At 73.7% G+C, this 19,975-nt stretch carries 12 protein-coding genes; 8 read left to right on the forward strand and 4 right to left on the reverse strand.

Going from position 1 to position 19,975, the window contains the following annotated elements:
- Window positions 1-47 precede the first annotated feature (47 nt).
- A complete protein-coding gene (locus WME97_RS43125; RefSeq protein WP_437546627.1) occupies window positions 48-383 on the reverse strand; it encodes a hypothetical protein in 336 nt (111 codons plus the stop codon).
- A 188-nt stretch (window positions 384-571) separates the two neighbouring features.
- Here WME97_RS43125 and hutU point away from each other — a divergent pair, with 188 nt between their 5' ends.
- Window positions 572-2,245 (forward strand): urocanate hydratase, encoded by a 1,674-nt coding sequence (gene hutU, locus WME97_RS43130; protein WP_437546628.1) that lies wholly within the window; start codon window positions 572-574, stop codon window positions 2,243-2,245.
- On the opposite strand, the gene WME97_RS43135 is transcribed toward hutU, so the two are convergent.
- Window positions 2,160-3,110 (reverse strand): deoxyribonuclease IV, encoded by a 951-nt coding sequence (locus WME97_RS43135; protein WP_437546630.1) that lies wholly within the window; start codon window positions 3,108-3,110, stop codon window positions 2,160-2,162. The two genes, hutU and WME97_RS43135, sit on opposite strands and share 86 nt — an antisense overlap.
- A gap of 284 nt (window positions 3,111-3,394) precedes the next feature.
- Here WME97_RS43135 and WME97_RS43140 point away from each other — a divergent pair, with 284 nt between their 5' ends.
- Entirely contained in the window at window positions 3,395-7,987 is a 4,593-nt protein-coding gene (locus WME97_RS43140) for an AMP-binding protein (protein ID WP_437546632.1), read from the forward strand.
- Window positions 7,984-8,985 carry an NAD-dependent epimerase/dehydratase family protein gene (locus WME97_RS43145; protein ID WP_437546634.1) on the forward strand — a complete coding sequence of 334 codons (1,002 nt, stop codon included), beginning with the start codon at window positions 7,984-7,986 and terminating at the stop codon, window positions 8,983-8,985. The genes WME97_RS43140 and WME97_RS43145 overlap by 4 nt, the downstream gene beginning before the upstream one ends.
- Window positions 8,986-9,029: 44 nt before the next feature.
- On the opposite strand, the gene WME97_RS43150 is transcribed toward WME97_RS43145, so the two are convergent.
- Window positions 9,030-9,950, reverse strand: coding sequence for a DUF2267 domain-containing protein (locus tag WME97_RS43150; RefSeq protein WP_437546636.1), 921 nt, complete (start codon window positions 9,948-9,950; stop codon window positions 9,030-9,032).
- Between the two features lie 186 nt (window positions 9,951-10,136).
- On the reverse strand, window positions 10,137-14,216 hold the full coding sequence (locus WME97_RS43155) for a transglutaminase-like domain-containing protein (protein WP_437546638.1): 4,080 nt from the start codon (window positions 14,214-14,216) through the stop codon (window positions 10,137-10,139).
- Window positions 14,217-14,387: 171 nt separating this feature from the next.
- Here WME97_RS43155 and WME97_RS43160 point away from each other — a divergent pair, with 171 nt between their 5' ends.
- From WME97_RS43160 to WME97_RS43180, 5 genes are all read left to right on the forward strand, one after another.
- Window positions 14,388-14,831 (forward strand): hypothetical protein, encoded by a 444-nt coding sequence (locus WME97_RS43160; protein WP_437546640.1) that lies wholly within the window; start codon window positions 14,388-14,390, stop codon window positions 14,829-14,831.
- Between the two features lie 92 nt (window positions 14,832-14,923).
- Complete coding sequence (locus tag WME97_RS43165) at window positions 14,924-15,355, forward strand: hemerythrin domain-containing protein (RefSeq protein ID WP_437546641.1); 432 nt, start codon at window positions 14,924-14,926, stop codon at window positions 15,353-15,355.
- A gap of 55 nt (window positions 15,356-15,410) precedes the next feature.
- A complete protein-coding gene (locus WME97_RS43170) occupies window positions 15,411-18,182 on the forward strand; it encodes a protein kinase domain-containing protein (RefSeq protein WP_437546643.1) in 2,772 nt (923 codons plus the stop codon).
- A gap of 3 nt (window positions 18,183-18,185) precedes the next feature.
- Window positions 18,186-18,929 (forward strand): class I SAM-dependent methyltransferase, encoded by a 744-nt coding sequence (locus WME97_RS43175; RefSeq protein ID WP_437546645.1) that lies wholly within the window; start codon window positions 18,186-18,188, stop codon window positions 18,927-18,929.
- Window positions 18,926-19,975: a lysylphosphatidylglycerol synthase domain-containing protein gene (locus WME97_RS43180; RefSeq protein WP_437546647.1), complete on the forward strand. Its 1,050-nt coding sequence runs from the start codon at window positions 18,926-18,928 to the stop codon at window positions 19,973-19,975. Before WME97_RS43175 ends, WME97_RS43180 begins: the two co-directional genes overlap by 4 nt.

Genomic DNA, 19,975 nt, shown 5'->3' on the forward strand with positions numbered 1-19,975 from the left:
TACGCGAGGCCCGCGATGCGCAGGCGCGGGGTGTCCGGCGCGCCGGCTCAGTTCGGCGGAGACGGGGCGGGCGGCGGCGGCGAGATGCGCCCGCCAGGCGAGGTGCAGGTGCCCCCGTACTCGTCGCGCTTTGTGATGTCGTAGCAGCAGTAATCGCCGTCGTACTCGGCCTCGCTGTCGACCGACTCGACCTCGCCGCCGCACGAGTCGCTTCCGAAATAGGCGAGCGCCTCGTCCTGGGAGGGGCATTGCCCTTCGATCTCGGTCCACTCGAAGCACCCGACCTTGTCGCACCCCGTGGTCGCGAGGGTGAGCGCCAGGGCTGCGAGCTGGAGGGCCCGGACCGGACAACGCGCAAGGGCCGAACGGATCGTCGAGATCATGGATTCTCCCGGACACACGGGCGCTGCGCGCGCCCCGAGCAAGCATACTCCGGTTCGGACGAAGCCGGCTGCCCCGGAGAGGATCGAGCAGGCTCGCGTCGCGCGGCGGCGTGCGCCTCGCCTCGCCGCGCGGCGCGGCGGACGGCGCGCCTTCTGGTCGATCCGGACCGGGTGGAGTACACGACAGCATGACGACCGGAGAGCAGGGGGCCCGGGTGGTGCGCGCGCCGCGGGGAAGCGAGCGGAGCTGCAAGGGGTGGATCCAGGAGGCCGCGCTCCGGATGCTCCACAACAACCTCGATCCGGACGTCGCGGAGCGCCCCGACGATCTCGTCGTTTACGGCGGCACCGGGAAGGCGGCGCGATCGTGGGAGGCGTTCGACGTGATCGTCCGCGAGCTCCGGGAGCTCGCGGACGACGAGACGCTCCTCGTGCAGTCGGGCAAGGCGGTGGGCCGCTTCCGCACGCACCCGGACGCCCCCCGCGTGCTCCTCGCGAACTCGAACCTCGTGGGCCGGTGGGCGACGTGGGACGAGTTCCGCCGGCTCGAGGCGCTCGGCCTGACCATGTACGGGCAGATGACCGCGGGCTCCTGGATCTACATCGGCTCGCAGGGGATCGTTCAGGGCACCTACGAGACGTTCGTCGCCGCGCGCAAGGCGCACGCGGCGCGCGCCCCGGGCGGCGGGCGCTGGGTGCTCACCGCGGGGCTCGGCGGCATGGGCGGCGCGCAGCCGCTCGCCGCGACCATGGCGGGCATGGCCTGCCTCGGCGTCGAGATCGACCCGGCGCGCATCGAGAAGCGGCTCCGCACCCGCTACGTCGACGAGCGCATCGACGATCTCGACCGCGCCCTCGACGCCGTCCTCGAGAGCGTCCAGCGCGGAACGCCGCGCTCGATCGCCCTCTGCGGCAACGCCGCCGACGTCTACCCGGAGCTCGTGCGCCGCGGCGTCACCCCTGACCTCGTCACCGAGCAGACCGCGGCGCACGATCCGCTCGTCGGCTACGTCCCGCCGGGGCTCTCGCTCGAGCAGGCGGCGGAGCTCCGCGCCCGCGATCCCGGGGAGTACGTCGCGCGCGCGAAGGCGGGGATGCGCATGGAGGTCGAGGCGATGCTCGCGATGCAGCGGCGCGGGGCCGAGGTCTTCGACTACGGCAACAACATCCGCACCTGCGCGATGGAGGCAGGCGCCGAGGACGCGTTCGCGATCCCCGGCTTCGTGCCGGCGTACGTGCGCGAGCTGTTCTGCCAGGGCAAGGGCCCGTTCCGGTGGGTCGCGCTCTCGGGCGATCCCGAGGACATCCTCGCCACCGACCGCGCGGTGCTCGAGGCGGTCCCGGGCGACGCCGATCTCCGCCGCTGGATCGAGCTCGCGGAGCAGAAGATCGCGTTCCAGGGGCTCCCGTCGCGGATCTGCTGGCTCGGCTACGGCGATCGCGCGAAGGTCGGGCTCGCCTTCAACGAGCTCGTCCGCGCCGGCCGGGTGAAGGCGCCGATCGTGATCGGGCGCGACCACCTCGACTGCGGGTCGGTCGCGTCGCCGTTCCGGGAGACGGAGGCGATGAAGGACGGCTCCGACGCGATCGCCGACTGGGCGATCCTCAACGCGCTCGCGAACACCGCGGGCGGCGCGTCGTGGGTGAGCTTCCACCACGGCGGCGGCGTCGGGATCGGCAACTCGCTGCACGCCGGGATGGTGATCGTCGCCGACGGCACCGAGGCCGCTCGGCAGAGGCTCGAGCGGGTGCTCACCATCGATCCGGGGATGGGGATCATCCGGCACGCCGACGCGGGCTACGAGACGGCGTGCCGCGTGGCGGAGGAGAAGGGCGTCCGGGTGCCGCACCGGGCGGGGTGACCGGCTCCGCCGCGCCCTCGAGGGCGCGCAGCCGCGCGATCTCCTCCAGGTAGCCGCGCCGGTCCTTCGCGAGCGGCGGCAGCTCGATCACCGCCGGCACGCGCGCGAGGCGCGCGTCGTTCGCGAGGCGCCAGAACGGCGCGAGCCCCATCTCCCCGTCGCCGACGCGCTCGTGCCGATCGACCCGCTGGCCGAGCCCCGCCTTCGAGTCGTTCACGTGCATGCACCGCAGCCGATCCAGCCCGAGTAGCCGGCCGAAGTCGCTCCAGAACCGCTCGTAGCCGGCCTCGCTCCGGAGGTCGTGCCCCGCCGCGAAGGCGTGCTGCGTGTCGATGCAGACCCCGAGCCGCGACCCCTCCGGCCCGGCGCGCTCGATCATCGCGGCGATCTGATCGACACGGTCGCCGAGGGTCGACCCCTGCCCGGCCGTGTTCTCGATGCACAGCTGCGCGCGGAGCCCCTTCCCGCGAGAGAGCACGATCGACAGGCTCTCGCCGATGCGGTCGAGGCCGGCCTCCTCGCCGAGGCTGCGGTGCGCGCCCGGATGGAACACCACGAAGTCGATCCCGAGCGCGTCGCACCGCGCGAGCTCCTGGAACAGCGCTTCCCGCGAGCGCTCGAGGATCGCGGCGTCGTCAGCGCACAGGTTGATGAGGTAGCTCGCGTGGGCGAGCGTCCGGCCCGCGCCGGCCCAGGCCGCGCGCGCGGCGCGAAACGCGGCGATCTGCTCCGCGCTCAGCGCCGGCTCCCGCCACTGGCCCGAGACCTTGGTGAAGATCTGCACCGCCTCACAGCGGTCCTCCCCCGCCAGCGCGATCGCGCGGTGAAGGCCGCCAGCAACGGGCTCGTGCGCGCCGAAGATCATGGGCCGCACTGCTTGGGGCGCTTCCCCGCCGCCGGCAAGGCATTGCTCCGAGCCCACCGGATCTGCCACGGCCCCCGCACGTCCGCGCGCACCCGCGCGCCCCCACGCGCTCTCACGCAGGAGAGCAACGCCCGGGCCACCTCGTCCGTCCTCGGCGATGACCCCGATTTCACGAGCAAATCGAGCAAACCGCATGCCGGGAGGGCGCGAACCCCGGTTCGCGGCACCTCACCCTTGACGCGTTCCTGCCCAGGCGCGAATTGAGCGGCCTTCCTGGAGTCTCGATGAGCCATATGGGTGTTACGAACGGGGCCGGCGCCGGAGAGGCAGTGCCGGGGTCGCCGGGTGGGGCCAAGGGCGACGAAACCGCGGCGGCCCCGCCGCTGGTGCCGTCGCACGTGCTCTCGGGCAAGCGGCTCGTGGTGGTCGGAGGGACCGGCTTCCTCGGCAAGGTCTGGCTGGCCATGCTGCTCGCGAGGTTCCCGGAGATCGCCCACATCTACCTGCTCGTCCGGGCCAAGGAGAACCAGTCGCCGGAGGAGCGCTTCTGGTCGCAGATCGTGACCTCGCCGGTCTTCGACCCGATCCGCGAGCAGTACCCCGGGCCCGCCTTCGAGGAGTACCTGCGGCAGAAGATCACGCCCATGAACGGCAACGTCGGCCTGCCGCTGCTCGGGCTGGGCGACCGCGTCGGGGAGCTCACGGGCAACATCGCCGCGGTCGTGAACGTGGCCGGCGTCGTCGACTTCAACCCGCCGCTCGACGAGGCGCTCGAGGTCAACGCGTTCGGCATCAGCAACCTCGTCGAGCTCGCGCGGACCCTCGGGGCCAAGGTGATGCACACGAGCACCTGCTTCGTCGCGGGCTACCGCTCCGGGCTCATCGAGGAGAACCACCCGGCCGAGATCCCCTTCCCCCGCGCCGCGGGCGAGACGTGGTTCGGCGCCGCCTGCCCGAAGCGGACCCTCGATCGATCGCACTGGGATCCGCAGCGCGAGATCAGCGAGTGCCTCGACCTCGTGCAGCAGGCGCGCCAGCGGTGCGAGGACGCCTTCCGGCAGAGCGCCTTCCTCGACGAGGCCAAGGCCAACCTGGCCTCGCGCAGCGAGCCGTGCCGGGGCAGCGCGCTCGAGAACGAGCTCGCCAGGGTGAAGCGCAAGTTCATCAAGGACCGGCTCATCGAGGCCGGCAAGGAGCGCGCGCTCTTCTGGGGGTGGACCAACATCTACACCTACACGAAGAGCATCGGCGAGCAGGTCCTCGCGAGCTCCGGGCTGCCCTTCACCATCGTCCGCCCCGCCGTCGTGGAGACCGCGGTCGAGTTCCCGTTCACCGGCTGGAACGAGGGGATCAACACCTCGGCGCCGTACCTCTACCTCGCCTCGAAGGGGCAGGTGCAGTTCCCGGGCGACCACGACGTGCGGCTCGACCTCATCCCGGTCGACATGACCGCGAGCGGCATGATCGCCTCGCTCTGCGAGCTCATCGAGGGCCGCGCGCCCGCGGTGTACCAGTACGGATCGACCGACACGAACGGCTGCCGCGTGACGCGCTACCTGGAGCTCGCCGGGCTCTACAAGCGGCGGCAGGTGTTCGAGGGGAAGAAGACCTCGCTCTTCGACGTCGTGTCGTCCCGCTTCGAGCCGCGCGGGCTGACCCGGCAGCAGTACGGCGCGCACGGCGCGCGCGCCATCGAGGGCGCCCTCCGCGGCCTGGGCGGCCTGCTCAAGACGGCGAGCGTCGGCCCCGCCGCGGCCCTCCTCAAGCCGGCGGCGGCCGCGCTCGAGAACGCCGCCAGGACCGAGCAGAAGACGGCCACGCTCCTCGAGGTCTTCATGCCGTTCGTCGCGGAGGGCGACTGGGTCTACTCCTGCGCCAACACGCGCGCGGCGATGGCCCGCATGCCCCCCGAGGAGCGGGCGCGCTTCGTCTGGGCGCCCGAGAAGATCGACTGGCGCGACTACATCTGGAACGTGCACCTCCCCGGCCTGGAGAAGTGGGCCTTCCCGCTCATGGAGGAGATGCTCCGCCGGGAGATCAAGCCGCTCCGGCCCTACGACAGCCTGGTCGACCTGCTCGACGAGGTCGCCGAGCGCTTCGATCACGCGCTCTCGGTGCAGCGGTTCGAGCAGGACGGGCTCTCGCGCACGAGCTACCGCGAGCTGCGCGACGCGGCCTGCATGACCGCCGCGCGCCTCGCCGCGCTCGGCGTCCGCCGCGGCGATCGCGTGGCGCTCTCCGGCGCGAACCAGCCGGCGTGGCCCGTCGCCTACTTCGGCATCCTCCGCGCGGGCGCCGTCGCCGTCCCGATCGATCCCGGGCTCGACGCGAAGGCGTTCGCGGACGTCCTCCGCTCGTCGACGGCGAAGGTCGTCCTCTGGGACGGCGGCGTGGCGGAGAAGCTCGGCGCCGACGTGCGCGCGGCGCTGCCGAACCTTGTCGCCTTCGACATGGTCGGGTTCGCCGAGGGCCAGGTGCCCGACCTGGGCCCGGCGTCCGGCGACGGGCTCGCGCCCCCGGACGTGCGCGTGGGCAGCCAGGACGTCGCGAGCGTCGTCTACACGAGCGGCACGACCGGGGAGCCGAAGGGCGTGCTGCTCACGCACGGCAACTTCACGGCGCTGCTGGCCTCGCTGGCGCCGCTGTTCCCGCTCAAGGCGAGCGACCGCGTGCTCAGCGTGCTGCCGCTCCACCAGACCTTCGAGGTCACCTGCGGCCTGCTCCTGCCGCTGTCGCAGGGCGCGCGGATCATCTACCTCGACGAGGTCTCGGCCGATCGGGTGAGCGACGGGCTGAAGAAGGCGCGCGTCACGGCGATGGTCGGCGTGCCCGCGCTCTGGCAGATGCTGGAGCGCCAGATCGTCGCCAGGGTGAAGGAGCAGGGGCCCGCCGCGGCCACCGCGTTCAGCTGGGCCATGGAGCTGAACCGCATGCTCGGTAAGAGCCTGGGCCTGAACGCGGGGCGCCTCTTCTTCGGCAGCGTCCACGACGCGCTCGGCGGCAACGTCCGCTTCCTCATCTCGGGCGGCGCGGCGCTCCCCAGGGACACGGCCGCCGTGTTCAAGGGGCTCGGCCTGCCGCTCGCCGAGGGCTACGGCCTGACCGAGGCGGCGCCGCTCCTGACCGTCACCAAGCCCTCGCCGGCGGCGAGCCCGGGGAACGTCGGCAAGCCGATCCCCGGGGTGAAGATCAAGATCGCGAACCCGGACGCGAACGGCGTCGGCGAGGTGCTCGCGCGCGGCCCCAACGTGATGAAGGGCTATGCCGACGACCCGGACGCGACCCAGGCGGCCCTCGACGCGGACGGGTGGCTCCGGACGGGCGATCTCGGCAAGCTCGACAAGCAAGGGCGGCTCGTCCTCGTCGGCCGGCAGAGCGAGGTCATCAGCGCGGCGAAGGGCGAGAACCTGTACCCGGCCGACATCGAGCGAATGCTCGGCAAGGTCGAGCACGTCAAGGAGCTCGCCATCGTCGGGATCGACAACGGCCGCGGCGGCGAGCAGGTCGCCTGCCTCGCCGTCCCCACGGCGCCGGGCGCGAAGGACGGCGAGGACGACGAGGCGCTCGCGCGGGCCAAGCAGCACGAGCGCGCGCTCGACGCGCTCCGGACGGCGATCCAGGCGCTGCCCAAGCCGTGCCACCCCATGGCCATCCACCTCGACGACGCCGACCTGCCCCGCACCGCGTCCGGTCAGGTGAAGCGCTCCGAGGTGAAGGCGATCGTCACGCGCCTCGCCGCCGAGGCCGCCGCGGCCGGCGCGGGCGCGGCGGCCGTCGCGCAGGACGCCGGCGCGGCGACCACGGAGCCGAACGCGCACGGCGTGGGCGAGGAGCCGATCCACATCCCCCGCCCGGTGGCCGACTTCGCCAAGCACTGGATGAACAAGGTCCAGTCCGGCTTCTACGGGAACGTCATGCGCCCGAAGGTCTACGGGCGCGCGTTCATCCCGCACAACCGCAACACGATCGTCGTCTCGAACCACGCGAGCCACCTCGACATGGGCCTCGTGAAGTTCGCGCTCGGCAGCTACGGGGACGGCCTCGTCTCGCTGGCCGCGCAGGACTACTTCTTCGAGGGCAACCGCTGGCGGCGCGCCTACTTCGAGAACCTCACGAACCTCGCGCCCTTCGACCGCAAGGGCGGCCTCCGCACGGCGCTGCGCCAGACCGGCGAGATCCTGGACCGCGGGCGGACCGTGCTCCTCTTCCCGGAGGGCACGCGCAGCCCGGACGGCGGCATCCTCGAGTTCAAGCCGGCGATCGGGCACCTCGCGCTCACCCACAACGTCGACATCCTGCCCCTCTACCTGGGCGGCACCTTCGAGGCGCTCCCCAAGGGGCGCACCGTCCCGATCCGCCGCGACCTCGTCGCGCGCATCGGGCCGCCGCTCGCGATCGGCGACCTCCGGCGGCTCACCGCCGGGATGAAGTACGCGGTGGCCTGCCGCAAGGTCGCGGAGCTCACGCAGCTCGCCGTCATCAAGCTCAAGGACGGCGGCGCCCTCGATCTGAGCCGGGTCGAGAGCATCGATCAGGCCGCCACCACCACCAAGGAGCACCCGCTCACGCTCCTGTTCCGCGAGCTCGAGTCGAAATACGTGGCGGGGCGGGTCACCCAGCCGATCACCTACTACGTGACGCTCGGCACGGAGGACGAGGCGAAGTGGACGCTGCGGATCGACGCGGCCAGCTGCGAGGCGCGGATCGGTAAGCCAAGCCAGCAAGCGGACTGTGTCCTCAAGACCACGCCCGAGATATTCACCAAGATCGTCCGCGAGGCCTACACACCGAGCCCGATGGAGTTCATGACGGGCCTCGTGAAATCGAACGACATCTCCCTCCTGCAGACCTTCCAGAAGGTGTTCGACCTCGCATGAGCCGCTATCTCGTCACCGGCGCGACCGGTTTCCTGGGATCGCACCTCGTCACGGCGCTCCGTGGGGGTGGCCATGACGTGGTGGCGCTCTGCCGGGCAGAGGCGCCCGCGCTCGCCGCGCAGGGCGTGGAGCTCCGCCGCGGAGACATCCTCGACGCGGCGTCGGTGCGCGGCGCCGCCGAGGGCTGCGACGGGGTGTTCCACTGCGCCGGGCGCGTCTCGCGGCGGCGCGAGGACGCCGAGGCGCTCTACCGGACGCACGTCGAGGGGACCAAGATCACCCTCGACGCCTGCCGCGACGCGGGGGTGAAGCGCGCGGTGATCGCGAGCACGAGCGGCGTCGTCGCGGTCAGCAAGGACCCGAACGACGTCCGCGACGAGACGGCGGCGACGCCGATCGACCTCATCGCCGGCTGGCCCTACTACCGCTCGAAGCTGTACGCCGAGCGCGCGGCGTTCGATCGCAGCGGGCCCGGCTTCGAGGTCCTCGCCGTCAACCCGAGCATCCTGCTCGGCCCGGGCGACGTCCACGGCGCCTCGACCGGGGACATCGTGAGCTTCCTCGAGCGCCGGCTCCCCTTCACCCCCGCGGGCGGCCTCTCCTTCGTCGACGCCCGCGACGCGGCCCAGGGCATGGCGCTGGCGATGGACAAGGGCCGCCCGGGCGAGCGCTACCTGCTCGGCGCCGCCAACATGAGCCTGGAGGTCTTCTTCCGCCGCCTCGCGCGCATCTCGGGCGTCCCGGCCCCCGCCCTGCGGCTGCCGCGGAGCATCGCGCTCGCGAAGGCGGGCGCGCACCTCATCGAGCAGGCGCGGAAGCGGCTGCCGTTCGATCTGCCGGTCGATCCGGTGTCGGCCGAGATGGGCCAGCACTTCTGGTACCTCGACGCGACCAAGGCCCGGCGCGAGCTCGGCTGGACGCCGCGCGACCCGCTCGAGACCCTCGCGGACACGGTCGCCGATCTGCGCGCCCGCGGCGTGGTCTGGCCGCAAGCGTAGGTGGAGCGCGGCGCGCGGCCTCGTCGCGCCGAGCCGATCCCCGCTCAGACGGCCCGGCGGAGCGGGGTCGGCGGGAACAGGTCCTTCATGTCGAGCGGGAGCTGACCGCGGAACCCCTCGATCTCCCCCGCGGACACGCTGTCCGCGACGGCCTCGCAGATCGCCTGCAGCACGAAGCCGGCGGCCTCGCGGTCCATGCGCAGCTCGCGCGCGACGTCGGCCTCGATGGTCGCCGTCGTGATGCGCTTGTCCGGCCCGTCGAGGAACGGCTCGAGCGACGGGTGGAGCTTCGAGGGCAGCTGCGCGACGAGGTGGCGCGCCTCCTGGGGCGTCACCCTGCGGCAGAGGCAGCCGAGGACGATCTGGAGCGCGAGCTCGGCGCGGTCGCGCTGCTGGAGGCCGCTGTGGCGCTCGACGGCGTGGATCAGCCGGCCATAGGCGCTGTCGGCGCGCGCCTTGCGCCGGGTGAGGGCGCGCACGCGGCCGTGCGAGCGCTCCGGGCGCGCGGTCCCCTCGGGGTGCAGCGCGCCTTCCGGCTTGAAGCGGGCGGCCACCTCGAGCTGCGCCTTCACGACGGAGCCGGCGGCCTCCGCGTCGATGATCCCATCGGCGAGCAGATCGTCGAGGGTCACGAGGCCGACGGGCCGGCCTTGCTCGGTCACCGGCACGCGCCGACACGCATGATCGCGCATGGTGCGCACGGCGTCGTCGATCGACGCGTCGAGCTCGAGCGTCGCGATCTCGTCCGACATGATGTCGCGCAGCATCGTGCTGCGCGCGTCGAGGTCGCCTGCCACGATCTCCAGCGCGATATCGCGGTCGGTCACGATGCCGGCGAGGCGCTGGCCGTCGTGGACCAGGACCGCGCCGACGTGGTTGTCCATCATCGCCCTCACGGCGTCATAAGCGGTCGAGCGCGGGCTAAGAACGATCATTCGCGGGCGTCGGTACTCTTCGAGCGACATGGCGAGTCCCTCCCCTGGGCAGCGCGTTCGGGGTTGTGCGTGCGTACGCCAGGGCACGGCTAGCCAGAACGGTACCAACCGCGATGGCGCGCGTGGCCGGCGGGTGGACGCGGCGCCCCGGATCGCCGCCGCGAGCGGACGAGCAAGAGCCTTACGCGCCGTCGGCGCGAGGAGCGAAGCCGCTCGTCAGCGGATCGCGCCGCGCGCCTGCGGCGCCGCGTTGGCGCCGCCGCCCGCCTCGGTGCCCAGCGCGCTGCGCGCCTGCTTGGTCGCGGGCGCGACAGGCGCGAGCCGCACCATCCGGTGCAGGAGCCCGTCGACCCGCTGCAGCCAGCCGCGCCAGGCGGCGTACTGCGCCACCGGGATGGTCGACTGATCGAGGATCACGCGCTCCTTCACCACGACCGCGTTCTTGCCGGGCACCTTCGCGAAGGAGATCGTCGCCCGCCCGAACGCGCCGCCGTTCTCGTCGCCGCCCGGCGGGAGCTCGGCGAACGCGTAGCCGGGCGGGGCGGTGATCGTGATCGTCCGGCTGTGGTGCCGCGGCGCGAAGCTCGGCGGCAGGACCACCGGCAGCGTGCGCTTCACGAGCGGCGCGAGCTGCGACGTCATCGTGGACGCCCCCGAGAGCGGCACCGAGAGCTCCGCGCCTTCGCGGCGGGCGAGCCCCTCGGAGCGCGCCTCGTACTCGAGCGTCGCCGCCCCGTGCGGGAGATCGGCCTGGAAAGCCACCTTGGGCTTCACGTCGACCGTCGGGAACCAGCCGTACGCGAGGTACTGCTCGACCCACTGCGCGCGCGCGTCGGCCTCCGCCAGGTTCGACCGGAGCTCGAACGCCGCGTCGCCGATGTGCCGCTCCTTCGCCGCGAGCTCGCCCGCGCCGGAGGGGAGCAGCGCGATCGTCCACTCGGCGTCGACGCCGTGATCGGCGGGCGAGCTCGCCGGCGTCTCCACGATCTTCGGCGGCCCCTCGTCGACGAACAGCGCCAGCGTGCGCGCGTCCATCGCGGGCAGCGGCCCAAGGCGGCTCTGCGGGCTCGTCGCGTCGAGCCACAGGCCCGGCGCGCCGCCCGCGCCCGGGAGGTAGGCGATGCCGTGATCGAACACCGGGATCGCCGCCACCTCGCTCCGGAGCAGCGAGGGCTGGCCCGTGTAGCGCGTCTGCACCAGCACCTCCGTCGCCTCGATGCCGATCGACTTGAGCAGCGTGATGAGCAGCATCGCCTTGTCGTCGCAGTCGCCCTGGCGCCGCGCCAGGAGCTCCTGCGGGCGGTTCGGCAGCCACCACTCGCCCGACACGAAGTTCACGTACCGGATGTCGTCCGCCACGAAGTCGAAGAGCGCCCGCAGCTTTGCCTCGCGCGTGGCCTTGCCCTTGGTGAGCTCCGCGGCGAGCCGGCGGACCTGATCGTCGGGCTCCATGAAGCCGGCGACCGCGCCCCGGTACCACTCCCGGAAGTCGTGCCAGCCGTGGAACGTCGAGCCCACGACGACCGGCAGCACCTCCGCGAGGTGCGGGGCGAGCGGCTCCTCGGGCACCTCGGGCGGGTCGTCCCAGATGTACCGCGTCACCTGGCGGCCGTCATTCTCGGACCTGAGCACCCGCTCGGCCTTGCCGTTCAGCACGTCGATCGCCAGGGGATCGCTCGCCGGCGAGTCGACGACGACCTCGTTGTAGAGGATCGGCCGCGTGTCGGTCGAGCCGACGTAGTCGATGAAGTAGAACGGCGCGTCGCCCCGGCGGCCGACGGGGCCCCGGGTCCACGAGCGCACCGCGACCTCCACCACGTCCCCCGCCTTGAGCTCGGGCCAGCGCACGAACGGCTTCTGCCCGCCTGCGCCCTGCTCGTCCGGCTGCGCCACCGTGCCGTCCTTGCGGTGGACCCGCGCGAGCAGGAGCTCCGTGTCCTCCCCCTCGGCGGGGATGTCGCGCTCGTAGAGATCCTGATCGGTGCGCGGCTCGATGACGATCTCGCGCGCGTAGTGCATGAGCTGCGAGACGCGCTTGTCCGGGTGGTACGTCACGACGCGCACCCAGTGGAGCTGCCGGTCGGCCACCTCCCCCTTCTTCGCCGGGGTCTGCCGCCCGCGCGCGAGGAAGACGCCGGGCGCGACGAGGTGCTGCTCGTCGCGCATGCGCTGCCGGCCCGGCGCGCCGGCCGAGCCCTCGCCGAGGCGGAGCGCGAGCTCGGCCTTGAGGTATGGATCGCCGGGCGTGAGGTCGCGCGCCCGCGCGAGCGCGGCCGTGGCCACGCGCGACGCGGCGGCGTTGGCCTGGGGCCGCGCGCCCGCGCCGCCCGCGCCATCCTCTCGCACCGCGGCGAGCGCCTGGAACGCGGCGGGCTGGTTCGGCGCGACCTGCGTCGCGTACGACAGCACCTCGCGCGCCCACGCGACGCGGCCCGCGTCGTGGAGCGCGCGGCCGATCCGGATGACGTCCTCGGCCGACGTCTGCTGCGCGAGCGCCCCGGCGGCCGCCACCTCCAGCGCGGCGCCGCCGTCGGGCTCGAACGCGAGCACGTAGGGCGCGCCCCGCGACTCGGGCGCGATCTCGGCGAGCCTGCGCGCGGCCCGCAGCTCGAGCGCCGGGTCCAGCCGGGCCGCGGCCGCGATCTCCTGCCAGACGACGACCGGCGTCCGGTCCTTCTGCTCGCGCTCGACCGCGAGCAGCTCCTCGAGCCCGGCCCGCGTGAGCCCCGCCGTCGCGAGCTTCTTCTTGACGAGCGCCCTGAGGACGCGCGCCTCGGGATCGCGCGCCGAGCGCAGCGGCTCCTCGCGCAGCGCGGCCGCGGCCCAGTCGACCCGCTCCGAGGCGAGGTGGGCGGCGACCAGCCGGCGCTGCGCGAACGCCGCGGTGGCCCGGTCCTTCTCGGCGAGGCCCCGGGCGCGCGCGGCCTCGAGCCAGCCGCTGCGGTTCGCGCCGAACGGCGACACCCACCCCGCCAGCGCGAGCGCGTCAGCGGAGATCCCGGGCGACCGCGTCACGCGGTCGAGCAGCCCGGGCGCGCGGGGCGACCGCTGGTCGTCGGCGCCCCCGAGCGTGCGCGCCACGACGGCCGTGAGGGTCTGATCGAGCGACTGCGACGCGCCCGCGTCGAGCGCCCTGTCGAGCGCCGTCGCGACGGCGGTCGCGGCCCGCGCGCCCGGGGGCGGGGCCGGCGGCGGCTTGAGCGGCGTGAGGTCCGACGAGGTCGCGAGCGCCACGGGCCGGCGGTCCTCGTCGGTGAAGCGCACGCGGACGCGCCCCTCGTCGGCGATGGCCCCGGTGCACACCTTGAGGGCGAGCAGGTGATCGCCGGCGGGCGCCTCGATGCGCGCGGCGATGCGGTCGAGCACGAGGCGCTCGTGCGCCGCCTCGCTCGCGGCGACGTCGGCGCCGTCCCACAGGAGCCGCACGGCGCCGGTCGCGGCGACGTGGGCGAGGATCGGCTTGCGATCGAGCGCGGCCGGGACGGTCACGCGCGAGGCGAGGTACGTGCAGGCCTCCGTGCGCGGATGGATGTAAAGATCGAGCGGCACGCCGCGCGCCGTCGACGCGGCGGGCAGCACCCTGCGCCACGCGACGTCGTACACCCCCCAGGCGTAGCGGGCGCTCATGTCCGAGAAGCGCTGGCCTTCGGCCTCGGGCCCCTCGCGGAGCGCGAGCCCGCCGCCCGAGTTGTCCTGGAACGGGCCGAGGACGGCGAACGCCTTGACGAGCCCGGACGGGTCCGGGGGCGCATCGTACGAGACGGCGCGCGCGCCCGGCCAGGTCGCCGCCGGCGGCTCCGGGGCGAGCGAGGCGGCGAGCCAGCGCGCCTCATCGGCGAGCGGCGAGGAGGACGCCCCGATCTGCGCGAGGCCCTCCCGTGCGCGGCCCTGCGCGGCGCGGTCCGCGAGCGCCGCCGCGATCACGAGCCCGGCGAACGCGTCGTCTCCGCCCCGCCGCGCCCGGACCAGCGCCGCGCCGAGCATCTCGTCGGGCGTCGCGGCGGTCCACCGCCGCGGCAGCACGATGGGCGACCGCTTTTCGGACGCCGGCGCGCTGCCCGCCGCGGGAGCACCCGCGCCTGCCTTCGCGCCCCCCGGAGGCGGCGCCGGCGCGCTGCCCGCCGCGGGCGCGCTCGCGCCTCCCGGACGCGGCGACTGTGCGTTGCCCGCCGCGGGCGCGGCGGCGATCGCGAGCAGCGCAACGAGCCACCCGCCCCCGCGGAGCGCGCGGGCGCGCGCGCGTCGATCTCGTCCTCGTCGATCCCGTCGATCTCCCCCCGGCGAGCTGCGCTCCATCGAACCTCGCTTCCCGGCCACGGCATAGCGCGGGCCCGATCGCGGCGCGAGCGCGGCGATCACGCGCGGGTGCGGCCGCGGATCACGCGCAGGTGCGGCCGCGCCGCACCCGCGCGCCGTGCGCCGTGCGCGAACTTGGCCGGCGAGCCCGCGGCCCCCTACCCTGCTCGCATGCGCCGCGCGTCACGATGGCTGCTCTCGGCGGTGATGGCCCTGACCACGCTCACGGTCTCGCCAGCATCGACCTTCGCCCGCGACACCAAGGTCGAATGGAAGAGCGTCGACGTCCCCGCGGGCGAGGGCCAGGCCCAGCGGGCCCGCGCGCTGCGCGGCATGCTCTCCAGCGCCGCGAAGAAAGCGGACTTCGGCAAGGCGAAATCGGTCGTGCTGAGCGCGCGCGTCGTCGAGTTCACCTCGTCCACGCGGGGCGACGTCCACCGCGTGAGCTGCACCGTCGTCGGCCGCGTCGTCGGCGGCCCCACCGCCCGCTCGCGCATCTCGTTCGGCGGCAGGCCGAGCGAGCGGCAGGCGCTGGAGAAGCAGGTGCTCGCCATGGTCGCGAACGGCGTCGTCGGCCGGCTCGCCGCGATCGTCCGCGCCCGCGCGCACGACTGACGCGCACGACGGAGTCGACCTGCTCCGCCGCGGGATCGCGCCGCGCCCCGCTCGACCCTCCACGGGATCTGGACTACGACGGCCCGCACCTCATGGAACTGGACCGGATGGTGAGCGAGCTCTTCCAGGAGGAAGAGCTCGCTCGCGACACGGCGAAGAAGCTGATCGAGCTGGCGCAGCGCTCCGCGGACGAGGCGCGCGCCGAGCGCGCGAGCCTGCTCGCGTTCCTGCGTGGGCCGATGGAGCGACACATGCGCTACGAAGAGACCGCCATCTTCCCGCATTTCCAGGTGCGCGGGCTCGCCGAGGAGGTCCAGGTGGCGCTGAAGCAGCACGCCGCCGTGCGTGAAGCGACCGACGCCCTGGCGGCCGTTGCGCAGGGCGGCGACGTCGCGGAGGCCATCGTCGATGTCGCCCGGTTGCTCCTGCACCATACAAATTTCGAGGGCGACTACATTTATCCAGAGCTCACCCACGACGAATGGCGCGAGCTGATGAAGGAAACCGTTCCGCAGGGCATCTGAGGTGGTACGCATGAACTCGACACGGATGTTGTCCTCGACGTAGGCTTTTGCCGCCGTGTCTATTGCAGCTGGTCAGGTGCTGAGCGAGCGCTACCGCCTCATCCGACCCGTGGGGCAGGGCGCGCAAGCCGCGGTGTGGGTCGCCGAGCACCTGGCGCTCGGCACCCATGTCGCGGTCAAGCTCATCGATTTGGAGCTCGCGAAGCAGGAGGACGCGCGCGAGCGGTTCCGCCGCGAGGCGACGGCCGCAGCGCAGCTGCGCAGCGCGCACGTCGTGCAGATCATCGATCACGGCATCGACGGGGAGCAGCCGTTCATCGTGATGGAGCTGCTCGAGGGCGAGGACCTCTTCGATCGGCTCGCGCGCCGACGCCGCCTCTCGCTCCAGGAGACGTCGAAGATCGTGACGCAGGTCGCGCGCGCGCTCACCCGCGCGCACGGGGCCGGCATCGTGCACCGCGACCTCAAGCCGGAGAATTTTTTCCTCTGCGCGAACGAGGACGACGAGATCGTCAAGATCCTCGACTTCGGCATCGCCAAGGTGAAGGGGCAGGGGAAGGGGAAGCGGGTCGCCCAGCGCACCAGCGTCGGCACGCTCATGGGCACGCCGCACTACATGAGCCCGGAGCAGGTGAAGGGGCTCCGGGAGGTCGACTACCGCGCGGATCTCTGGGCGCTCGGCGTGATCGCTTACCAGTGCGTGACGGGCGAGCTCCCGTTCGACAGCGAGGGGGTAGGCGACCTGCTGATCAAGATCTCGCTCGGCGAGATCCCGGTCCCGTCGAGGGTGAACCCGGAGCTGCCGGCGAGCTTCGACGGGTGGTTCGCGCGCGCCTGCGACCGCGATCCGTCGCGGCGCTTCAGCAGCGCGCGCGATCTCGCGGAGTCGCTCGCCCGCGTCGCCGACCTGTCGACCGAGGCCCCGATCAGCATGAGATCGCCGCAGTCGCCGCCGCCGCTGCCGCCCCGGGCCTCGCCCACGCGCCCGCCGGCGGCCCCGCCGCGGCCGGCGACAGGCTCGGTGATCCCGAAGGCGCCGCCGCTCCCCCGGGTGGCCGACCCCACGGGCGCCGCCTCGACGCGATCGCCCGAGCGAGGATCGGGCGAGCCGCCGGCGGACATGCCGGCCGCTCCGCCGTCGGCCAGATCGAGCGCGAGAATCCCCGCGGTGCCAAGCGAGCGGCCGCAGACGCCGCCGCGGCTCACCGAGCGGCCTCCGCTCAGCGAGCGCCCGCCGCTGTCTTCTCGGATCGGCGAGCGGCCTCTCGCACCGCCGCGGGCCACCGAGCGACCTCCGGCGCCGCCTCGGCCCACGGCGCGGCCTCAGACGCCGTCGCTGGCGCAGATCAGCGAGCAATCACCGGGCTCGTCCGAGCTCGGCGAACGGCCGCCGCTCTCGGCTCGGCCCGGCGATCGACCTCCGGCGCTGCCGCAGCACAGCGACAGCGCATCGCAGAAGCCGCCGGTCGCTGCCGGGACACCGGTCGCCACCGGGACGCCGGTCGCTGCCGGGACACCGGTCGCCACTGGGACGCCGGTCGCTGCCGGGACACCGGTCGCCACTGGGACGCCGGTCGCTGCTGAGACACCGGTCGCCACCGGGACGCCGGTCTCCGCGCAGCCGAGCGGTGCATCGTCCGCGACGACAGACGGCGTGGACGCCCCACCAGACGCGCCTGCACCGGCGCCGGCGCCCAGCGACACGTTCCGGAAGGCCGCCGACAGCGCGTCCTCGCTCGTCGACGTCGACATCGACGAGTTCGAAGAGGACGTGATCGACACCGACGTGGACGAGCCCTGGACGGCGACGGCCGCATCCGCGGCGCTCGCTCCACGCGCAGACGCAACGCCGGCCGAGCCCGCGGCCGCAGCCCAGGCGCCGGCCGAGCCCGCAGCCCAAGCGCCGGCCGAGCCCGCAGCCCAGGCGCCGGCCGAGCCCGCAGCCCAAGCGCCGGCCGAGCCCGCGGCCCAGGCGCCGGCCGAGCCCGCGATGGCTGCGCCCCAGAGCGGCGTACCCGTCGCGCCAGACGCCACGGCCGAGCCGCCGCTCTCCTCGCAAACGCCACACGTGCTCTCGCCGCAACAGGCCGATCCGCACGCGATCGCCCCCGAGCGCGAGGCGCCGCCGAGCCAGGACCCGTCGTCGGAGAGGCTCCGCGACAACGTCAGGCGAGCGGTCGTCGGGGCGGTCGCGGCTGCCGCGCCCCCCGCCTCGCTGCGCGAGCCGCCCCCGCTCGATCCGCCGCTCGCCCCTCGGGCTCGCGCGTTGCGCTCCGGCCAGTCGCCGGACCAATGGATGAAGGGGTCCAGCGTGAGCGGGGTGGCGCACGAGGCGCGCGAGAGCGTGCTTCCGGAGTTCGACCCCGGCTCACGTCGGCGCCGACGCGCCGGCTTGGCAGCCCTCGCGCTGGTGGCCCTGGCCGGCGTCGCCGCGTGGCAGATGGTCGTCCGCTCGCAGCGCCTGCCGCAGAGCACGCCGGCGGCCGAGAGCGAGGCCCCGCCGCCGCCCGCCGTCACGGCAGAGCCCGCACCGCCGCAGGAGCCCGCGCCCCAGCCGACCGTCACGGCGAAGGCCGTGGAAACGGCCACGGCCACGTCCGCGCAGCCGTCAGCCTCAGCCAGGGCCGCCACGACGACGCCGCCGCGGAAGCGGCGCCCGCCGCCGCCACCGCCGAAGAAGTCGCGGAAAGAGCCGGGCAAGGTGGACGACCTGACGATCGAGATCCCGATCCCCCCGGAGCCGGCCGAGGCGGAACCGACCTCACCAGCAGAGTCGCCGCCCCCGACCGGATCGCCCCAGGGCGATCCGGCCCCGCATGCAGAGTGAAGCGTGGAAACGACTGCCTATCAGCAATACTCCGAAGAATCCGGCGACTGGTTGAGGAAGGGGAGGGCCCGGCTGCTGGCCCATCTGGTGCGCGAGTTCGGCCCGGAACGGCGGCCGCTCGAGCTGCTGGAGGTCGGCGCCGGGGTCGGCCAGAACCTGAGTGTCCTCGCGGAGTTCGGGGCCGTCGACGCCAACGAGGTGAGCCCTCTCGGACAGGAGGCCATCGCGAAGGCCGGCGCGGCGAGGACGCTCTACGGCACATCCATCCCGTTCCAGCTCGACCGACGCTATGACGTGATCTGCGCGCTCGATGTCATCGAGCACATCGAGGACGACCGCGCCGCTCTCCGGTGGATCCATGACCACCTGAGCCCCGGCGGAATCTTCGTCGCCACGGTGCCCGCGTATCCGTGGCTGTTCAGCGACCACGACCGCGCATTGCAGCATTTTCGCCGGTACACGGCTGGCAGCTTCCGCGCCGCGCTGCCGGCCGAGCTCCACGTGGAAGCTTGTGCCTACTTCAACCAGCTCCTCTTCCCTGCCGCGGTCGGCTCGCGCGCCGTCTGGAGCGCCGCGCGCAAGCTGCGCCCTCGCAAGACCAGCATGAAGCAGCCCTCGCCGAAGTCGGGCCTCGCTTCCTCCGCGCTCGAAGCCGTCCTCGGTGCCGAGGTCGACCTCATCGCGCGCGGCTACCGGCCGAGCTTCGGCCTGTCGGTCTTCTGCGTGGCGAAGCGCTGGGCCGCATGAAGGACAGATCCGCGTCGCTCGCCGATCTCCCCAGCACCCCGCCCACCGGCGCCCCGCCCGCCCCCCCGAGGATCTCGGCGGATCCGCCCGAGCCCGCGCCCGGCCCGCCGCAGCGGATCGGGGGCCCGCTCGCCAGGGTGCGCACGGCGCTGCGCCCGATCATGGTCGTCGTCGCTGCCCTGTTCATCGGGCTCGCCGCGCGGGACCTCGCCCGCAGGTGGGAGAGCGGCGCGCCGCTCGACATCCGTCCCGCGTTCGTGGCGCTCTCGGTGCTGCCCCTCGCGCTCGGCCTCGTCGTGCTGGGGCTCGCCTGGGCCTTCATCCTGGAGGAGCTGACCGGCCGGCCCATCCCTCGCTGGCCGGCGATCGCGCTGCACATCGAGTCGCAGGCGGCGCGGTACATCCCCGGCAAGGTCGGCGTGCCGCTGTTCCGCATGCTGGGCGCGTCGCGCATCGGGACGACCAGCGCCGAGGTGGGGTCGTCCTTCGCGATCGAGTTCACCAGCTTCATCGCGGTCGGCGCCATGGTGGGGTTCGGCCTGCTCGCGGCGGGCGGCGAGCAGTTCGCGGGCGCGAACGCGCTCATCGGTCCATGGAGGCTGCCGGTGCTCCTCGCGCTGGGCGCGGTCCTCGTCGCGCTCATGACCGTGGATCGTACCCGCGCGCCCGAGCGCGTGCGCAAGCTCCTCGCGCCCGAGGGGCGCGGGCCGCTCATGCCGGCGCGATTGCCGCTCGTGCACGCTGTGTACTCGCTGACCTGGGCCGCGCACGGCGCGTGCGCCGCGCTCGCCGTCGGCGCGACGCCGGGCGCGGCGCTCGGCGGCTCGGGCCTGTTCGTGCTGGCGCCCATCGCCGGTTTCCTCGCGATGGCCACGCCGGGCGGCATCGGCGTGCGTGAGGCGCTGCTCTCCGTCGGCCTCGCCCCCGCCGTCGGACCGGCCGCGGCGCTGGGCGCCGCGCTCATCTCGCGCGCCACCTCGCTCGCCGTGGACGTGGGCGGCTTGCTCATCGCGCGGCTGCTTTGCCGACGCGCCGCGCCTCGCTAG

It is taken from the genome of Sorangium sp. So ce367, assembly GCF_051520455.1.
In the GTDB taxonomy this organism is placed as follows: domain Bacteria; phylum Myxococcota_A; class Polyangia; order Polyangiales; family Polyangiaceae; genus Sorangium; species Sorangium cellulosum_B.

What these genes read in the sequence shown, in the direction of transcription:
- WME97_RS43125 (WP_437546627.1), bottom strand. Translation starts at nt 383, where the DNA reads ATGATCTCGACGATCCGTTCGGCCCTTGCGCGTTGTCCGGTCCGGGCC.
- hutU (WP_437546628.1), top strand. Translation starts at nt 572, where the DNA reads ATGACGACCGGAGAGCAGGGGGCCCGGGTGGTGCGCGCGCCGCGGGGA.
- WME97_RS43135 (WP_437546630.1), bottom strand. Translation starts at nt 3,110, where the DNA reads ATGATCTTCGGCGCGCACGAGCCCGTTGCTGGCGGCCTTCACCGCGCG.
- WME97_RS43140 (WP_437546632.1), top strand. Translation starts at nt 3,395, where the DNA reads ATGAGCCATATGGGTGTTACGAACGGGGCCGGCGCCGGAGAGGCAGTG.
- WME97_RS43145 (WP_437546634.1), top strand. Translation starts at nt 7,984, where the DNA reads ATGAGCCGCTATCTCGTCACCGGCGCGACCGGTTTCCTGGGATCGCAC.
- WME97_RS43150 (WP_437546636.1), bottom strand. Translation starts at nt 9,950, where the DNA reads ATGTCGCTCGAAGAGTACCGACGCCCGCGAATGATCGTTCTTAGCCCG.
- WME97_RS43155 (WP_437546638.1), bottom strand. Translation starts at nt 14,216, where the DNA reads ATGGAGCGCAGCTCGCCGGGGGGAGATCGACGGGATCGACGAGGACGA.
- WME97_RS43160 (WP_437546640.1), top strand. Translation starts at nt 14,388, where the DNA reads ATGCGCCGCGCGTCACGATGGCTGCTCTCGGCGGTGATGGCCCTGACC.
- WME97_RS43165 (WP_437546641.1), top strand. Translation starts at nt 14,924, where the DNA reads ATGGAACTGGACCGGATGGTGAGCGAGCTCTTCCAGGAGGAAGAGCTC.
- WME97_RS43180 (WP_437546647.1), top strand. Translation starts at nt 18,926, where the DNA reads ATGAAGGACAGATCCGCGTCGCTCGCCGATCTCCCCAGCACCCCGCCC.